We start from the raw sequence: 15046 nt of genomic DNA on the forward strand, positions 1-15046 counted from the left end.
ATCATCCCATAACTTTTGCTTCGACTCCACACTGTCAGGCGGCAGACGGAAAGATTCACGTCAGGAATACTCACCATGAACGCCTTCATCCCGGTTCATCATGGAAGGCAACGGCATGAATAACCATATTCATTACAGTGTTTTACTCAGCCATATCGCCTATCGACAGGCCAATCCCCTACCGTGTGATCATCAGCAAATATCCGGTTAAACAGAGACGTAAGTTGAACCCTTAGCACTATCTGTGTATTTTTATGCAGACAAAATGCATAAAAAAAGTGCATACACACAGAAGAAACTCAACCAAACACCAGGAGAGCTCATGTTTAAAAAACTGTTACTGATTGGCGCAATGTGTGCCACAGCCATGTCTGGCAGCGTATTTGCCGCAGAACCTACCTATGTCGTCGGTTCCGGAGGCACCTATCGTCCGTTTGAATTCGAAAACGCACAGAAAGAGCTGGAAGGCTTTGATATTGATATCATCAAAGCGATCGCCAGGACGGAAAACTTTAATATCAAGCTGATCAACACGCCATGGGAAGGTATTTTCGCCACCCTGAACTCCGGCGATCGCGATATTATCATTTCCGGAATAACGATTACCGATAATCGGAAACAAATGGTTGATTTCTCAGCCCCTTACTTCCCCGCCGAACAGGCCATCGTCGTACCTAAAGACTCCGCTATCGACTCAATCGCCGCGCTGAAAGACCACAAAGTCGGCGTTGTCAATTCCAGTACCGGCGATGTAGTCGTTTCCGATGTGCTGGGCAAAAACAGCACATCGATTAAACGTTTCGATAATACGCCGTTAATGTTGCAGGAGTTGTATGAAGACGGTATCGGCGCCGCGATCGGCGATGTCGGCGTGGTGAAATTTTACATTAAGACCCACCCTGAAAAACAATTCAATCTGGTTTCCGATGCCAAGTTTGAGCGTCAGTATTTTGGTATTGCCGTTGCCAAAGGCAATGATGAACTGCGCAACAAGATCAATGCCGGCCTGAAGAAGATTATTGCCGACGGCACCTATGCCAAAATCTATCAAACCTGGTTCGATAGCGATGTACCGGCTCTGCCTGCCGAATAATCCGCCAGTTGGAAACCACAACTGCATCACCTTCAGTAGAATCAAACGCATCAGCCGGACGGGCATCACCCGCCCGGCATCAATAGCAAACCATTACGTTAGTCTATTCACGAAAGGAAACAATCTTGACGGGATTTCGTTGGGAGATCATTCAGGAGTACGCACCATTATTTACGCAGGGTGCCTGGATGACCATAAAATGCACCTTTATCTGTGTCATCCTTGGCACCTGCTGGGGGCTGACGCTTGGCCTGGGGAGATTGGCGCAGGCGCCGCACGGCCCCTGGAAATACATCCTGCATTATGGCGTACAATGGCCGGTTCGCATCTATATCAGCGCGTTCCGCGGGACGCCGCTGTTTGTACAAATCATGGTGGTACACTTTGCGCTGGTGCCGCTGTTTATCAATCCGCGTGATGGCCTGTTGGTCACCAGCAACATCATGTCCGTGGATTTCGCCCGTACGTTGCGTTCCGACTATGGCGCATTTCTCTCCTGCATCGTGGCAATCACCCTGAACGCCGGCGCCTATGTTTCCGAAATTTTCCGTGCCGGCATTCAGTCTATCGATCGCGGTCAGATGGAAGCATCACGTTCGCTGGGGATGAGCTATGGCCGGACGATGCGGAAAGTCATCCTGCCGCAGGCATTCCGCCGCATGCTGCCGCCGCTGGGGAACAATGCGATCGCCATCGTGAAGGATTCTTCGCTGGCCTCGGCAATCGGCCTGGCCGATCTCGCCTACGCCGCCCGTACAGTTTCCGGCGCCTATGCTACTTATTGGGAACCCTACCTGACGATTTCTCTCGTCTATTGGGTTATTACTTTTCTGCTCTCACTGCTGGTTCGGCATATGGAAACGAGGTTCGGTAAAAGTGATTCACGTTAATAACCTGCAAAAAAAGTTTGGCGACACACACGTCCTGCGCGGTATTTCCTGTGATATCGCCCATCAGGAAGTGATCTGCATGATTGGCCCATCCGGCTCAGGAAAGAGTACGTTCCTGCGCTGTCTCAACGCGCTGGAAACGCCGTCAGCAGGCGAGATCACCGTCAACGGCTTTGCCATTCACGATCAGAAAACCAATTTGAACCGTATGCGTGAAAGCGTCGGTATGGTATTTCAGCGCTTTAATCTTTTCCCGCACATGACCGTGTTGGAAAATCTGATTATGGCGCCGATGGACGTCAAGAAATTATCCCGTTCGCAGGCCATAGCACGCGCCAGGGCCTTGCTTGAGAAAGTCGGATTACTGGATAAAATCGACGCCTGGCCAAACAGCCTGTCCGGCGGCCAGCAGCAGCGGGTTGCGATTGCCCGCGCCCTGGCGATGGAACCGGCCATTATGTTATTTGATGAGCCAACATCCGCGCTGGACCCTGAACTGGTGGGTGAAGTGCTGGCGGTCATGAAAACGCTGGCGCAGGAAGGCATGACCATGGTAATCGTCACCCATGAAATGGCCTTCGCCCGGGAAGTTGCCGATCGGGTGATCTTTATCGATCAGGGGATCATTCAGGAACAGGGTAAACCAGAAACGATCTTTACCGATCCCAGTAATCCGCGTACGCGCACTTTCCTGAGCAAAGTGCTGTAAGACGCGTTTACAGAACACGTTGATGTGTTAAGGCCAGCCGATACATGGGCTGGTCACCTACCAGCCGGTCAGGAAGGAGAACACCAGCCAGAACAGGCACACCACTGACAGCCCTGTGGCGGAGAGGGTATAGAAAACGTTTCCCCCCAGCATAAAACTGAGCCCGACGCCCATCAGCACCGACAGCGGCATCAAGGCCAGAAAAAAAGGCCAGGTGTAGAGCATGAAGAACAACGTGGTATTGGAGCCATACACCAGAAAAGGGAGCGTGAAAGCCAGCCAATAAAAAGAAAACCCCGCGACCGCGCCCATAAAGGGATACGAGACACGATCTTCATCATCTCGTATCGGTTTTGTCTTGCTGATCGTTAGCTGCGTGGCATTCGGCATCATCTTTTCCATTATTCTCCCGCATCACTCTACAAATCGTGAAATCTATCGGGTAGAGCGGCGAAAACGTCAGAGATTGATAATAGCTCGGCCACGCAGCAGATCTAATAATTGGTCCGTCAAATTTGTTACTAATTGTTCGCCATCCAGATGAATATCCGGCACTTCGGGTGCTTCATAAATCGAATCGATCCCCGTGAAATTACGCAGCTCACCCGCACGGGCTTTCTTGTATAACCCTTTGGGGTCGCGAGCTTCGCAAATCGCCAAAGGCGTATCGACAAACACTTCAATAAACTGCCCTTGACCCAGCAGGTCCTGCACCATTTTACGCTCGGCGCGATGGGGTGAGATGAAAGCGGTCAGCACGACCAGTCCGGCGTCAACCATCAGTTTGGCCACTTCGCCGACGCGGCGGATATTTTCCCGCCGATCGTCATCGCTGAACCCCAAATCGCGGCACAGACCGTGCCGCACGTTATCGCCATCCAGCAGGTAAGTGCTCACCCCCTGCTGATGCAACGCCTGCTCCAGCGCGCCCGCCAGCGTTGATTTACCGGACCCGGAAAGTCCGGTAAACCAGAGCACGACGCCCTGATGGCCATGCAGTTGCTCGCGCGCCTTGCGTGATACGGCATGTGAATGCCAGACCACATTCTCATCGGCAGATGATGGACGGCCTGAAGACACGTTATTTTCCTCCCAGCAAATCACGGGCGCCCCAGTGTGGGAAATGACGTCGAACCAGCGCATTCAGTTCCAATTCAAACGCACTGTATGCGCCGGGCTCCTGATAAACCTGTTCGATGGGCTCCCTTACCAGACCCGCCCCCACGGTGACATTACTCAGACGATCGATAAAGATCATGCCGCCAGTCACGTGATTTTGCTGATAATTATCCATCACCAGCGGCTCATCAAAGGTCAGTTCAACCAGCCCGATCCCATTGAGCGGCAGATTTTCCGTGACGCGCTGCGTCAGGGAGTTAATCTCCACCTGATACTGGATATTCTCCACCCGGCCGCGCGTTTTCTTACCGCTAATCTTGATATCGTAGCTTTGTCCCGGCACCAGCGGTTGTTCCGCCATCCACACCACATCCACCAATGCATTCTGCACGGCTTTCAGCGTTTCGCTGCTGTCTACCAGCAGATCGCCGCGGCTGATATCGATTTCATCCGCCAGAACCAGCGTAATGGCTTCACCAGCCTGCGCTTGTTGCCGATCGCCATCAAAGGTCACGATGCGGCTGACGGTTGATTCAACCCCGGAAGGCAGCACTTTAACGCGCTGCCCCACACGGACTATCCCCGATGCCAGCGTTCCCGCATAGCCGCGGAAATCCAGATTGGGTCGATTCACGTACTGAACCGGAAAACGCATGGGCAGTTTCAGACTACGCTGCGCCACATTGACGGTTTCCAGCACGTCAAGCAGCGTCGGCCCGGTATACCAGGTCATCGTAGTGCTCGGCGTGGCGACGTTATCGCCATCCAGCGCGGAAATCGGCACAAAGGTAATATTCAGATCGGCCGGCAGCTGCTGGGCGAAATCCAGATAGTCCTGCTTGAACTGTTCAAAAACCGCCTGCTGATAGTCCACCAGATCCATTTTATTCACTGCCACCACCAGATCCCGAATGCCCAGCAGCGTAGCAATAAAACTGTGACGACGCGTTTGATCCAGCACGCCTTTGCGCGCATCAATCAACAGAATAGCCAGTTCGCACGTTGATGCCCCGGTGGCCATATTGCGGGTGTACTGCTCATGTCCCGGCGTATCGGCAATAATGAATTTACGTTTTTCCGTGGAGAAGTACCGGTACGCCACATCGATGGTGATGCCCTGCTCACGCTCAGCCTGAAGTCCGTCAACCAGCAAAGCCAAATCCAGCTTCTCACCCTGCGTGCCAAGACGCTTACTATCACTGTGCAACGTGGTGAGCTGATCTTCGTAAATCTGGCGGGTATCGTGCAGCAAACGGCCAATCAGCGTACTTTTGCCATCGTCGACGCTGCCGCAGGTCAGAAAACGCAGCAGTGTTTTATCCTGTTGAGCATGCAGGTAGGCTTCAACCCCACCCTGTTCAGCAATCTGTTTTGCGATGGTACTGTTATTGACAACCGCATCTTTTACGACCAAATCTTTTACAACGCGCTGGCTCATTCGACGACTCCTCAGAAATACCCTTGACGCTTTTTCAACTCCATTGAACCGGCCTGATCGCGGTCGATCATCCGTCCCTGACGCTCACTGGTAGTGGAAATCAGCATCTCTTCAATGATTTCCGGCAGCGTTTGCGCGTTTGACTCCACCGCGCCCGTCAGCGGCCAACAGCCCAGCGTACGGAAACGAACCATACGTTGTTCGATCACTTCGCCCGGTTGCAAATCGATACGATCGTCATCCACCATCAACAGCATGCCATCACGCTCCAGAACCGGACGCATCGCCGCCAGATAGAGCGGTACAATATCGATATTTTCCAGATAGATATATTGCCAGATATCCAGTTCGGTCCAGTTGGACAACGGGAAAACGCGAATACTTTCCCCTTTGTTAATCTGACCGTTGTAGTTATGCCACAGTTCAGGACGCTGGTTTTTCGGATCCCAGCGATGAAAACGATCGCGGAATGAATAAATACGCTCTTTGGCGCGGGATTTCTCTTCATCACGGCGAGCGCCGCCGAACGCGGCGTCGAAACCATATTTGTCCAGCGCCTGCTTTAATCCCTCGGTTTTCATGATATCGGTATGTTTGGCGCTGCCGTGGATGAACGGATTAATGCCGAGCGCCTCGCCCTGAGGATTACGGTGCACCAACAGCTCACAGCCGTAGGCTTTCGCTGTCCGATCGCGAAACTGGTACATTTCACGGAATTTCCAGCCGGTATCCACATGCAACAACGGGAACGGCAGCGATCCCGGATAAAACGCTTTACGCGCCAGATGCAGCATGACCGAGGAATCTTTACCGATAGAATACATCATCACCGGATTGCCGAACTCTGCCGCAACCTCACGGATAATGTGAATGCTCTCGGCTTCGAGCTGCCGTAAATGAGTGAGTCGTTTCTCGTCCATAACCATTCCTTAAGCCAAATTCACTACCGCCGGACGGCTATCTTGCCGTGCCGCCAGCGTTTGCTGACCAAACCAGGCGATCTGATGATGCAAATTCACCACCTCACCAATCACCAGCAAGGCCGGCGTCGGCGCCTGCTGGGCCAATTGTTCCAACTGTTGCAATGTACCGACCAATACCTGCTGATCGTGTCGGGTTCCGCGTCCAATCACGGCGACGGGCGTTTCCGCCGAGCGACCGTGCGTAATCAGCTGTTGACTGATTTCTGCCGCTTTCACCGTTCCCATATAAATCGCCAGCGTCTGGCGTCCACGCGCCAGCGTTGACCAATTCAACGCATCGCCATCAGGTCGGCAATGCCCGGTAATAAACACCACGCTTTGGGCATAATCCCGATGGGTCAACGGGATACCGGCATACGCGGTGACGCCGGCGGCGGCAGTCACGCCAGGCACCACCTGAAAGGAAATGCCTGCCTGTGCCACCTTTTGCAGTTCTTCACCGCCGCGCCCAAAAATAAACGGATCGCCGCCTTTCAGGCGAACCACCCGTTTGCCTTGCTGCGCCAGCGTCACCAGCAGTTGGTTAATCTCGTCCTGAGAGACGGAATGATTGCTGGCGCGCTTGCCCACACAGATGCGCTCGGCATCACGGCGTACCAACTCCAATACGTCAGCGCTCACCAGGTGGTCATACAACACGACATCCGCCTGCTGAATGACCTGCAAACCACGCAACGTCAGCAGTCCGGCATCGCCGGGTCCGGCGCCCACCAGCACAACCTCACCGCGTGTCGCAGCCGGCTGTTGTTGCTCAGCGTGCTGTTGCTGCAATTGCTGTTGCAGTTCATCCTCTGCCTGCGAGAGTTGCCCCGCGGAAACCAGCGTGGCGAAGCGTCCCACAAACAGCCGTTCCCAGAAACGACGGCGCGCGCTCATCGAATGCAATCGCGATTTGATGCGATCGCGCCAGCTACCCGCGATCCCGGCCATGGCTCCCAGACTGGCGGGCAGCAGCGCCTCCAGTTTTTCACGCAATAGACGCGCCAGTACCGGTGCTTGCCCCCCCGACGAAATCGCCACCATCAGCGGGGAACGATCGACGATAGAGGGGAAAATAAAAGAGCACCTGGGTTGATCGTCCACCACATTAACCAGCAGATGGCGCTGATTGGCAGCATCAAATACCGCGGCGTTCAGCGCTGCATCATCCGTTGCGGCAATGACCAGAAATACGCCGGACAACAATTCCGGCGTAAAGCGCTGGGCCAGCCATTGAATCTTGCCTGCTTCAAGCTGCTCAGCCAGATCGTCCGCCAGCGACTGCGCGACAACCTTCACCTCAGCGCCGGCACGTTGCAACAGTCCAATTTTACGTGAGGCGACCTCACCGCCGCCGACCACCAGCACAGGGCGGCCCCGAAGGTCAGCGAATAAAGGTAGATAGTTCACAAACGCCTTAACTAAGCAAAAAAATAGATAAAGCGACTATACGGTGCGGATATCACACTTATGAAATGCCGAATTGGAATGACAAGTTCCGTAATGGAATAACAACAAACAAAATCAGGCTAAAACCCGCGAACGTCATTCCATGAAATGCCCTGACGATCACAGAAGTTGAAAATCAGTGTATGACATGCGTCAAAGTTGTAAAGAGTTTGCCGATTTTTGATATTTCCTTTCATTGATTCATCGCAACATGCCTACAGCCCACCGGGCAACGGACCAGCGTAAGACAGATGATGTGTTCGTGTGATCACGTTCGACGACCAGGTGGTCGCTGTACCTCACGTTGATAGTGGGATTTCCGTATTCACCTTCGCCCACTATGAACCTGTTAGGTTTTATCTCATTGATATAAAAAGAGGATTGCGCATATGGAACTGTCAACACAAGCGCTAAGCACCCCGGCACACCCGTTTGTCGAGTTTGATGCACAATACGGTGTATTTGAATCGCTTGACGATGCCGTTAACGCCGCGGCTCTGGCCCAGAAGCGATTGGATAACGTTGTCTTGCGTCAAAGCGTAATCGCGGCAATCCGCCAGGCCGGAGAGCGGTATGCTCAGGTACTGGCGGAGATGGCCGTAGCAGAAACCGGCATGGGCCGGGTGGTCGACAAATACGCCAAAAACGTGTCTCAGGCACGCAGCACGCCGGGAACGGAAAGCCTGTCGGCGAAAGTCGTGACCGGAGACAATGGGCTGACGCTGATTGAAAACGCGCCCTGGGGCGTGGTTGCCTCGGTCACGCCCTCGACGAATCCGGCGGCAACCGTGATCAATAATGCCATCAGTATGATTGCGGCAGGCAATAGCATCGTTTTTGCTCCCCATCCCTCGGCGAAAAAAGTTTCGTTGCACACCATAAGCCTGTTGAACAAAGCGATCGTCGCGGCGGGAGGACCGGAGAACCTGCTGGTGACCGTGGAGGATCCCAATATTGAAACGGCCCAGCGCCTGTTCCGCCATCCCGGTATCAGCCTGCTGGTCGTCACCGGCGGTGAAGCGGTAGTGGAAGCGGCGCGTAAACACACTGACAAACGGCTTATCGCCGCCGGTGCCGGCAATCCGCCGGTTGTCGTGGACGAAACCGCCGATATTCACCGGGCCGCGCGGGCGATTGTTCGTGGCGCATCTTTTGACAACAATATCATCTGCGTTGATGAGAAAGTCGTGATCGTCGTTGACAGCGTTGCTGATGAGCTGCTGGCAGAAATGCAGAGATATCAGGCCGTGTTATTGGATGACGAACAGGTAAAACAGCTGCTGCCTGTCTTACTCACCGATATTGATGAGAATGGCAGAGGGCGGGTCAGCCGCGATTGGGTCGGACGCGATGCATCAAAAATCGCGGCGGCGATTGGATTGCACGTCGGCGAACAGACTCGCCTGCTTCTGGCAGAGACCGACGCAAACCACCCGTTTGCCATCACGGAAATGATGATGCCGGTCCTTCCGGTGGTGCGCGTGAGTAATGTGCAGGAAGCCATTGAGCTGGCTGTGCGTCTGGAAGGCGGCTGCCGTCACACCGCAGCAATGCATTCGACCAATATCAATAACCTGCACAAAATGGCCAGCGCTATCAATACCAGTATTTTTGTGAAGAACGGCCCCTGTATCGCGGGGTTGGGTTTGGGCGGCGAAGGCTGTACCTCCATGACCATTTCAACGCCCACCGGGGAAGGCGTGACGTCAGCGCGCACATTTGTGCGTATACGTCGTTGCGTGATGGTGGATATGTTTCGTATCGTTTAAGAATCAATGAAAGCCACGTTGCCGCCGCCGTCAACCGCGTGCGGCAACCAAAGATAACGTATCGGCTCGACAATAACGCCCGGACATGGGGTTATGTGATACGTATCATATTGTTTTATTGGAGGTAAGCGCACATGAGGACAGGTAACCTTACCCAGCTACACCATCTTGATGCTCTGGTTTCTCCTCCAGAAAAGATGTTGTCTTCCTTGAGCGAGGCTCAAAACATACATCAGTATTCAACTCAGGACGTTTACACACAATCCTGTTCCATTACGGCCTGGCAACAGCTTTACGATCAGGTTTCGCCAGGTCATTTCCACGGAGAGCTTCAGGAGTTGCTGTTAGACGGCGTTCAACTCTGTCATGAATATACCAATCTCGCATTACGCCAGTCCTGCATGGTATGGCCGGGCTCTTTCTGGTTCGGCATTCCCGCTGCTCAGGAAAGCATGGGGTTTATTGGCTCACAGCAATTAGACAAATGTTCTATTGCCGTCAGTCCCGGCGGCAAAGAGTTTGAGTTAACGACGCCCGATGATTTTTCCATTATGGGAGTGGTGATCTCTCACGATGTACTCTATCAGTATATCGACGCGTTGAATGACCCTGAATGGTTGACCCAGCGCTTGAATCAGGGAACCGCGTTGATGATGGATCCCCACAAAAAAGCAACGCTCTGCGCTTTTATTCGTCACGCGCTCGGATATGGCTGCCACTCCCCGCAATTGATGAAACAAAAGAATGCGGGAAAAGTGCTCAAACATAACCTGCTGACAACGCTCATTTCCTTTCTGGAAAACGTACAACCCTCTTCCGATCGGGCACAGAACAGAAATCACCGGAAACTGATCTCTTTTGCGCGTGAATACGTGCTGAACCAAACGTCAGAACCGGTGACCGTTCTCGAGTTATGCCGACAACTGCATGTCAGCCGGCGTACATTACAAAATACCTTTCACAGCGAATTGGGGATAGGGCCTAATGCATGGCTTAAAATCATCCGCCTCAATGCGGTACGCCGTGAACTCACCAGTCCATACTCCCAGCACCACACCGTTCAGGATGCGGCAATGCAATGGGGGTTCTGGCATTTGGGGCAATTCTCCAGCGATTACCAGAAATTATTCAACGAGAAACCGTCATTAACGCTACGACGACGTTTGCAGCATTAACGCGTCATCCTTCGTGCAGTCCGCATTCGCGTTTGAGCCCAAAAAATCGCGTTTCTTCCTCGCTCATTCCCGGTTTCCATTTACGGGTGGTATGCGTATCCCCCACGGACAAGTAGCCCTGATCCCACAGCGGGTGATAGCGTAAGCCGTTTTGCTTCAGGTATTGGTAAACCTGACGATTGTCCCAGTCGATAATCGGCAGGAATTTAAATACGCCGCGCTGAAGCGCCAGAACCGGCAGATGCCCACGGCTGCCGGATTGCTCCCGCCGCAACCCGGCAAACCACGTCTGCGCGTTGAGTTCGCTCAACGCGCGATTCATGGGTTCGACCTTGTTTATCTGGTTGTACTGTTCAATGCCTTCAACCCCCTGCTCCCATAGCTTACCGTAACGCGCTTCCTGCCACGCGGGTGACAGAGCGGCACGATACACTTTCAGATTCAGCTTCAGTTGATCGGTCAGCGCATCAATAAACTGGTAGGTTTCCGGAAAAAGATAGCCGGTATCCGTCAGAATGACCGGGATATCCGGTCGTCGCTGTGTCACTAAATGCAGCGACACCGCCGCCTGAATCCCAAAGCTGGAGGAAAGCACATATTCCCCCGGCAGATGCTCCAGCGCCCAACTGACCCTTTCCTGCGCAGACAACGACTCAAGCCGCTCATTCACGGCAGCCAGCGCGGCACTCTGCTCCGCTTTCGGCAAGGCATTAAGCGCGTCAAGATTAAATTCAGACATCAGGATCTCCTGTCAGTCATAAAAATCGCGGGCGGGATCCAGCACCGGTTTGATAATGTTGGTACGGATGGTGAAATCGCCAAAACCTTCATTATCGCGACGATCTTTCGCCCAGAGGCCAATCAGCCGATCAATTTCGGCCAGGATCTCGGTTTCATTAATATTCTCGCGATACATGCGCGGAATACGCGTTCCCTCACGGTTGCCGCCCAGATGCAGGTTATAGCGTCCAATCGCTTTCCCCACCAGGCCGATTTCGGCCAGCAACGCACGACCACAGCCGTTCGGGCATCCCGTTACGCGCAGCACGATATGCTCATCGCCCACGCCATGCCGCTGCATGATATTTTCAACCCTGGTGACGAATGTCGGCAGGAAACGTTCCGCTTCCGCCATCGCCAGCGGACAGGTTGGAAACGATACGCAGGCCATGGAGTTTTTACGCTGCTCGGTCACGCCATCATCAATCAGACCGTGTTCGCGCGCCAGGGCTTCAATCTTCGCTTTGCTACGCGCGGAGACACCGGCAACGATCAGATTCTGGTTTGCCGTCAAACGGAAATCGCCCTTATGAATTTTAGCAATTTCCGCCAGACCGGTTTTCAGCGGACGCCCCGGATAATCCAGAATACGGCCATTCTCGATAAACAGCGTCAAATGCCATTTGTTATCAATACCTTTAACCCAGCCGATGCGATCGCCGCGCCCGGTGAATTCATACGGACGAATCGCCTCAAATTTCACCCCGGCTCGCTTTTCCACTTCCTGTTTGAACGTCTCAACACCAACGCGCTCCAGCGTGTACTTGGTTTTAGCGTTCTTACGGTTGGTACGATTGCCCCAGTCGCGCTGGGTCGTGACCACCGCTTCCGCAACCGCCAGCGTATGCTCAACGGCAATGTAGCCCAGCTCACTGGCCGTGCGCGCATAGGTTGCCTTATCACCGTGCGCAATCGACAGCCCGCCGCCAACCAGCACATTGAACCCGACCAGACGGCCATTGTCGGCAATCGCCACAAAGTTGAGATCGTTGGCATGCAGGTCCACATCGTTCTGCGGCGGGATCACCACGGTGGTCTTAAACTTACGCGGCAGATAGGTCGCCCCCAAAATCGGCTCTTCGTCCGTGGTGGCGACCTTCTCCTGATCCAGCCAGATTTCGGCATAGGCGCGGGTACGCGGCAGCAAGTGCTCAGAGATCTTCTTCGCCCATTCATAGGCTTGCTGGTGTAGTTCGGATTCCACCGGATTCGAGGTACACAGCACATTACGGTTCACATCATTGGCGGTCGCCAGCGAATCCAGCCCTACGCTGTTCAGCAACTGGTGCGCGGGTTTCACATTTGACTTCAGGATGCCGTGAAACTGGAACGTCTGGCGGTTGGTCAGACGGATACTGCCGTACAACGTATTTTCAGCCGCAAATTTATCAATGCCCAACCACTGTTTTGGCGTGATCACTCCGCCGGGCAAACGGCAGCGCAGCATCATCGCATGCCGGGGTTCCAGTTTCTGCTCGGCACGCTCGGCACGGATATCGCGATCGTCCTGCTGATACATTCCGTGGAAACGGATCAGTAAAAAGTTGTCGCCATTGAAGCCGCCGGTCAGGCCATCCGTCAGGTCTTCGGCTATCGTACCGCGTAAAAAGTCACTTTCCCGTTTCAGACGTTCGGCATCAGCGAGTTTCCCTTCTACCACTAATGGGCCGGGATGTTTTTCACTTACAGATAATTTTTCGCTCATTAGTACACATCTCGCTGATAACGGCGCTCAAGGCGCAGATCACTTAAAAATTCGTCGGCTTGCTCGATATCCATGCCACCGTGCTCAACCACCACGTCCAGTAATGCCTGTTCGACATCTTTCGCCATTCGGTTGGCGTCGCCACAGACATACAGGTGAGCTCCCTCCTGGAGCCAGCGCCAGACTTCCGCGCCTTTTTCCCGCAGTTTATCCTGCACATACACCTTGTGCGCCTGATCGCGTGACCACGCCAAATCAATGTTGGTCAGCAAGCCGTCTTTTACGTAGCGCTGCCATTCAACCTGATACAAGAAATCTTCGGTAAAGTGCGGATTGCCGAAAAACAACCAGTTTTTGCCTTCCGCTCCCTCGGCCTCACGCTGCTGCATAAAAGCGCGGAACGGCGCAATCCCCGTCCCCGGGCCAATCATGATGACCGGCGTTTCCGGGTTGACGGGCAGACGGAAATTGTCGTTATATTCGATAAATACCCGAATCTCATCGTCTTCGTTCAGGCGGTCGGCCAGATAGCTGGAAGCACCGCCCGCCCGCGCCCGGCCATCGATGTCATAGCGCACGACGCCAACCGTAATATGCACTTCACTTTCCACTTCGGCCTGTGAAGACGCGATGGAATACAAACGCGGCGTCAGCGGGCGCAGCAGACCGATCAACTGCTCGGCCATGAGTTCCACCGGCGCCTGGCGCACCATGTCCACCAACGGTGTTCGCTGGGCAAACTGCTGTAGCACGGATTTATCGCTCACCAGCGCCAGCAATGTTTCATCACGGGACAGCGCGGCATATTTTTCAACAATCGGTGCGGTGTTCTGCGTCAGTTCAAAGTGGCTTTTCAGCGCCTGCGATAGCGGTAGCGTTTTTCCTTCAACGTTCACCGGTTCATCGCCTTTCAACCATAGCAGTTCGAGAATTTCCTGCACCAGCGCGGGATCGTTATCAAACCACACGCCCAGCGCATCGCCAGGCTGGTAACGCAAGCCGGAATCGCCCAGATCGATCTCGATATGACGTACATCTTTTTCTGAGTTACGTCCGGTAATTTTCTGATTCACCGACAATGTGGCGTGCAAAGGAGCAGTCTTGCTATAGGGGCTGCTGGTAATTTCATCCAGCGCGCCGCGGGTGCTGGCCTGTACCGCGGCCTCACTCTGCGCGGGCAGCCGCGCCTGCAAGAGATCCACCAGTTGGCGCCGCCACTGTTCCGCCGCCGCCTGATAATCCACATCGGCATCCACGCGCTCCAGCAGTCGTTCCGCCCCCAGTTCGGCAAGGCGGCGATCAAAATCCTTCCCCGCCTTGCTGAAAAATTCATATGAGGTATCGCCCAGCCCCAAAACAGCGAACGCGGTATCGTTCAACTGCGGCGCTTTTTTGGAAAACAGGAATTTGTGCAAGGCAACGGCTTCTTCCGGCGGCTCCCCTTCTCCCTGGGTCGACGTCACGATCAGCAGCAGCTTTTCCTGACCGATTTGTTTGAATTTATAGTCGCCCGCGTTAACCAGATTGACCGTCAGTTTCGCCGCCAGCAGATCGTCACGCAGTTGCTCGGCAACCCGACGGGCATTGCCGGTTTGAGACGCGGAAATCAGGGTGATACCAGGAACCGGCGCGGCGGTTGCCGCCGGTGAGCCCGCGCTGGCGGAGCCCGTCGCGATGCCTGATGGCGATTGTTCTGTCGGCTGTTGCAGCAGCCCCCAAAAATAACCGGACAACCAGGCAAGCTGCGCAGGCGAAAAATCACCGGTTGCCGCCTGCAAACGCGTTAATTGATCCGCACTCAACGGGAGCAACGAAGTAGGAGAAACCGGAGTTTTCATTATGATCGCTAATTCCTTGTCTTTGTAGCCGCTACTAATGCAAATAAGTGAAATAAAAAGATGAGTGGCACATAAGGTTAACCATCCGCATCTTAACAATTAAAGAAATGATGGACATA

13 protein-coding genes are annotated in these 15046 nt (G+C 53.9%); 5 read left to right on the top strand and 8 right to left on the bottom strand.

What is annotated here, in order from left to right; all coding sequences use genetic code 11:
- Positions 1–322: 322 nt before the first annotated feature.
- The 3 genes from DDT52_RS04430 (at position 323) to DDT52_RS04440 (ending at position 2692) form a co-directional block, all read left to right on the top strand.
- Positions 323–1093 (top strand): basic amino acid ABC transporter substrate-binding protein, encoded by a 771-nt coding sequence (locus DDT52_RS04430; protein WP_136155298.1) that lies wholly within the window; start codon positions 323–325, stop codon positions 1091–1093.
- Between the two features lie 125 nt (positions 1094–1218).
- A complete protein-coding gene (locus tag DDT52_RS04435) occupies positions 1219–1983 on the top strand; it encodes an amino acid ABC transporter permease (protein ID WP_109052642.1) in 765 nt (254 codons plus the stop codon).
- Positions 1970–2692, top strand: coding sequence for an amino acid ABC transporter ATP-binding protein (locus tag DDT52_RS04440; RefSeq protein ID WP_136155299.1), 723 nt, complete (start codon positions 1970–1972; stop codon positions 2690–2692). Before DDT52_RS04435 ends, DDT52_RS04440 begins: the two co-directional genes overlap by 14 nt.
- 57 nt (positions 2693–2749) lie before the next feature.
- Here DDT52_RS04440 and DDT52_RS04445 read toward each other — a convergent pair whose 3' ends face one another.
- The 5 genes from DDT52_RS04445 to cysG are packed head-to-tail and all read right to left on the bottom strand — an operon-like array spanning position 2750 to position 7621.
- Complete coding sequence (locus DDT52_RS04445; RefSeq protein ID WP_136155300.1) at positions 2750–3094, bottom strand: DUF3561 family protein; 345 nt, start codon at positions 3092–3094, stop codon at positions 2750–2752.
- A 57-nt stretch (positions 3095–3151) separates the two neighbouring features.
- Entirely contained in the window at positions 3152–3835 is a 684-nt protein-coding gene (gene cysC, locus DDT52_RS04450; protein WP_210732673.1) for an adenylyl-sulfate kinase, read from the bottom strand.
- Positions 3774–5249 (bottom strand): sulfate adenylyltransferase subunit CysN, encoded by a 1476-nt coding sequence (gene cysN, locus DDT52_RS04455; protein ID WP_136155301.1) that lies wholly within the window; start codon positions 5247–5249, stop codon positions 3774–3776. Before cysN ends, cysC begins: the two co-directional genes overlap by 62 nt.
- A gap of 11 nt (positions 5250–5260) precedes the next feature.
- Positions 5261–6169, bottom strand: a complete 909-nt coding sequence (gene cysD / locus DDT52_RS04460; RefSeq protein ID WP_136155302.1) for a sulfate adenylyltransferase subunit CysD — start codon at positions 6167–6169, stop codon at positions 5261–5263.
- 9 nt (positions 6170–6178) lie between these two features.
- Positions 6179–7621, bottom strand: coding sequence for a siroheme synthase CysG (cysG, locus tag DDT52_RS04465; RefSeq protein ID WP_136155303.1), 1443 nt, complete (start codon positions 7619–7621; stop codon positions 6179–6181).
- A gap of 428 nt (positions 7622–8049) precedes the next feature.
- On the opposite strand from cysG, the gene DDT52_RS04470 reads away from it, so the two are divergent.
- On the top strand, positions 8050–9429 hold the full coding sequence (locus tag DDT52_RS04470) for an aldehyde dehydrogenase family protein (protein WP_136155304.1): 1380 nt from the start codon (positions 8050–8052) through the stop codon (positions 9427–9429).
- Positions 9430–9563: 134 nt separating this feature from the next.
- Positions 9564–10604, top strand: a complete 1041-nt coding sequence (eutR, locus tag DDT52_RS04475) for an HTH-type transcriptional regulator EutR (protein ID WP_136155305.1) — start codon at positions 9564–9566, stop codon at positions 10602–10604.
- Positions 10605–10608: 4 nt separating this feature from the next.
- On the opposite strand, the gene DDT52_RS04480 is transcribed toward eutR, so the two are convergent.
- From DDT52_RS04480 to cysJ, 3 genes are read right to left on the bottom strand one after another with little or no spacing between them, the layout of a single operon-like run.
- Positions 10609–11343 carry a phosphoadenylyl-sulfate reductase gene (locus DDT52_RS04480; protein WP_136155306.1) on the bottom strand — a complete coding sequence of 245 codons (735 nt, stop codon included), beginning with the start codon at positions 11341–11343 and terminating at the stop codon, positions 10609–10611.
- Positions 11344–11355: 12 nt separating this feature from the next.
- The gene (cysI, locus tag DDT52_RS04485; RefSeq protein WP_136155307.1) at positions 11356–13089 is read right to left on the bottom strand and encodes an assimilatory sulfite reductase (NADPH) hemoprotein subunit; all 1734 of its coding nucleotides are present in this window, start codon (positions 13087–13089) and stop codon (positions 11356–11358) included.
- On the bottom strand, positions 13089–14927 hold the full coding sequence (cysJ, locus tag DDT52_RS04490; protein WP_136155308.1) for an NADPH-dependent assimilatory sulfite reductase flavoprotein subunit: 1839 nt from the start codon (positions 14925–14927) through the stop codon (positions 13089–13091). Before cysJ ends, cysI begins: the two co-directional genes overlap by 1 nt.
- Positions 14928–15046 lie beyond the last annotated feature (119 nt).

It is taken from the genome of Brenneria roseae subsp. roseae (assembly GCF_003115845.1).
Taxonomy (GTDB): Bacteria; Pseudomonadota; Gammaproteobacteria; order Enterobacterales; family Enterobacteriaceae; genus Brenneria; species Brenneria roseae.

What these genes read in the sequence shown, in the direction of transcription:
- DDT52_RS04430 (WP_136155298.1), top strand. Translation starts at nt 323, where the DNA reads ATGTTTAAAAAACTGTTACTGATTGGCGCAATGTGTGCCACAGCCATG.
- DDT52_RS04445 (WP_136155300.1), bottom strand. Translation starts at nt 3,094, where the DNA reads ATGGAAAAGATGATGCCGAATGCCACGCAGCTAACGATCAGCAAGACA.
- cysC (WP_210732673.1), bottom strand. Translation starts at nt 3,835, where the DNA reads ATGCGCTGGTTCGACGTCATTTCCCACACTGGGGCGCCCGTGATTTGC.
- cysN (WP_136155301.1), bottom strand. Translation starts at nt 5,249, where the DNA reads ATGAGCCAGCGCGTTGTAAAAGATTTGGTCGTAAAAGATGCGGTTGTC.
- cysD (WP_136155302.1), bottom strand. Translation starts at nt 6,169, where the DNA reads ATGGACGAGAAACGACTCACTCATTTACGGCAGCTCGAAGCCGAGAGC.
- DDT52_RS04470 (WP_136155304.1), top strand. Translation starts at nt 8,050, where the DNA reads ATGGAACTGTCAACACAAGCGCTAAGCACCCCGGCACACCCGTTTGTC.
- eutR (WP_136155305.1), top strand. Translation starts at nt 9,564, where the DNA reads ATGAGGACAGGTAACCTTACCCAGCTACACCATCTTGATGCTCTGGTT.
- DDT52_RS04480 (WP_136155306.1), bottom strand. Translation starts at nt 11,343, where the DNA reads ATGTCTGAATTTAATCTTGACGCGCTTAATGCCTTGCCGAAAGCGGAG.
- cysI (WP_136155307.1), bottom strand. Translation starts at nt 13,089, where the DNA reads ATGAGCGAAAAATTATCTGTAAGTGAAAAACATCCCGGCCCATTAGTG.
- cysJ (WP_136155308.1), bottom strand. Translation starts at nt 14,927, where the DNA reads ATGAAAACTCCGGTTTCTCCTACTTCGTTGCTCCCGTTGAGTGCGGAT.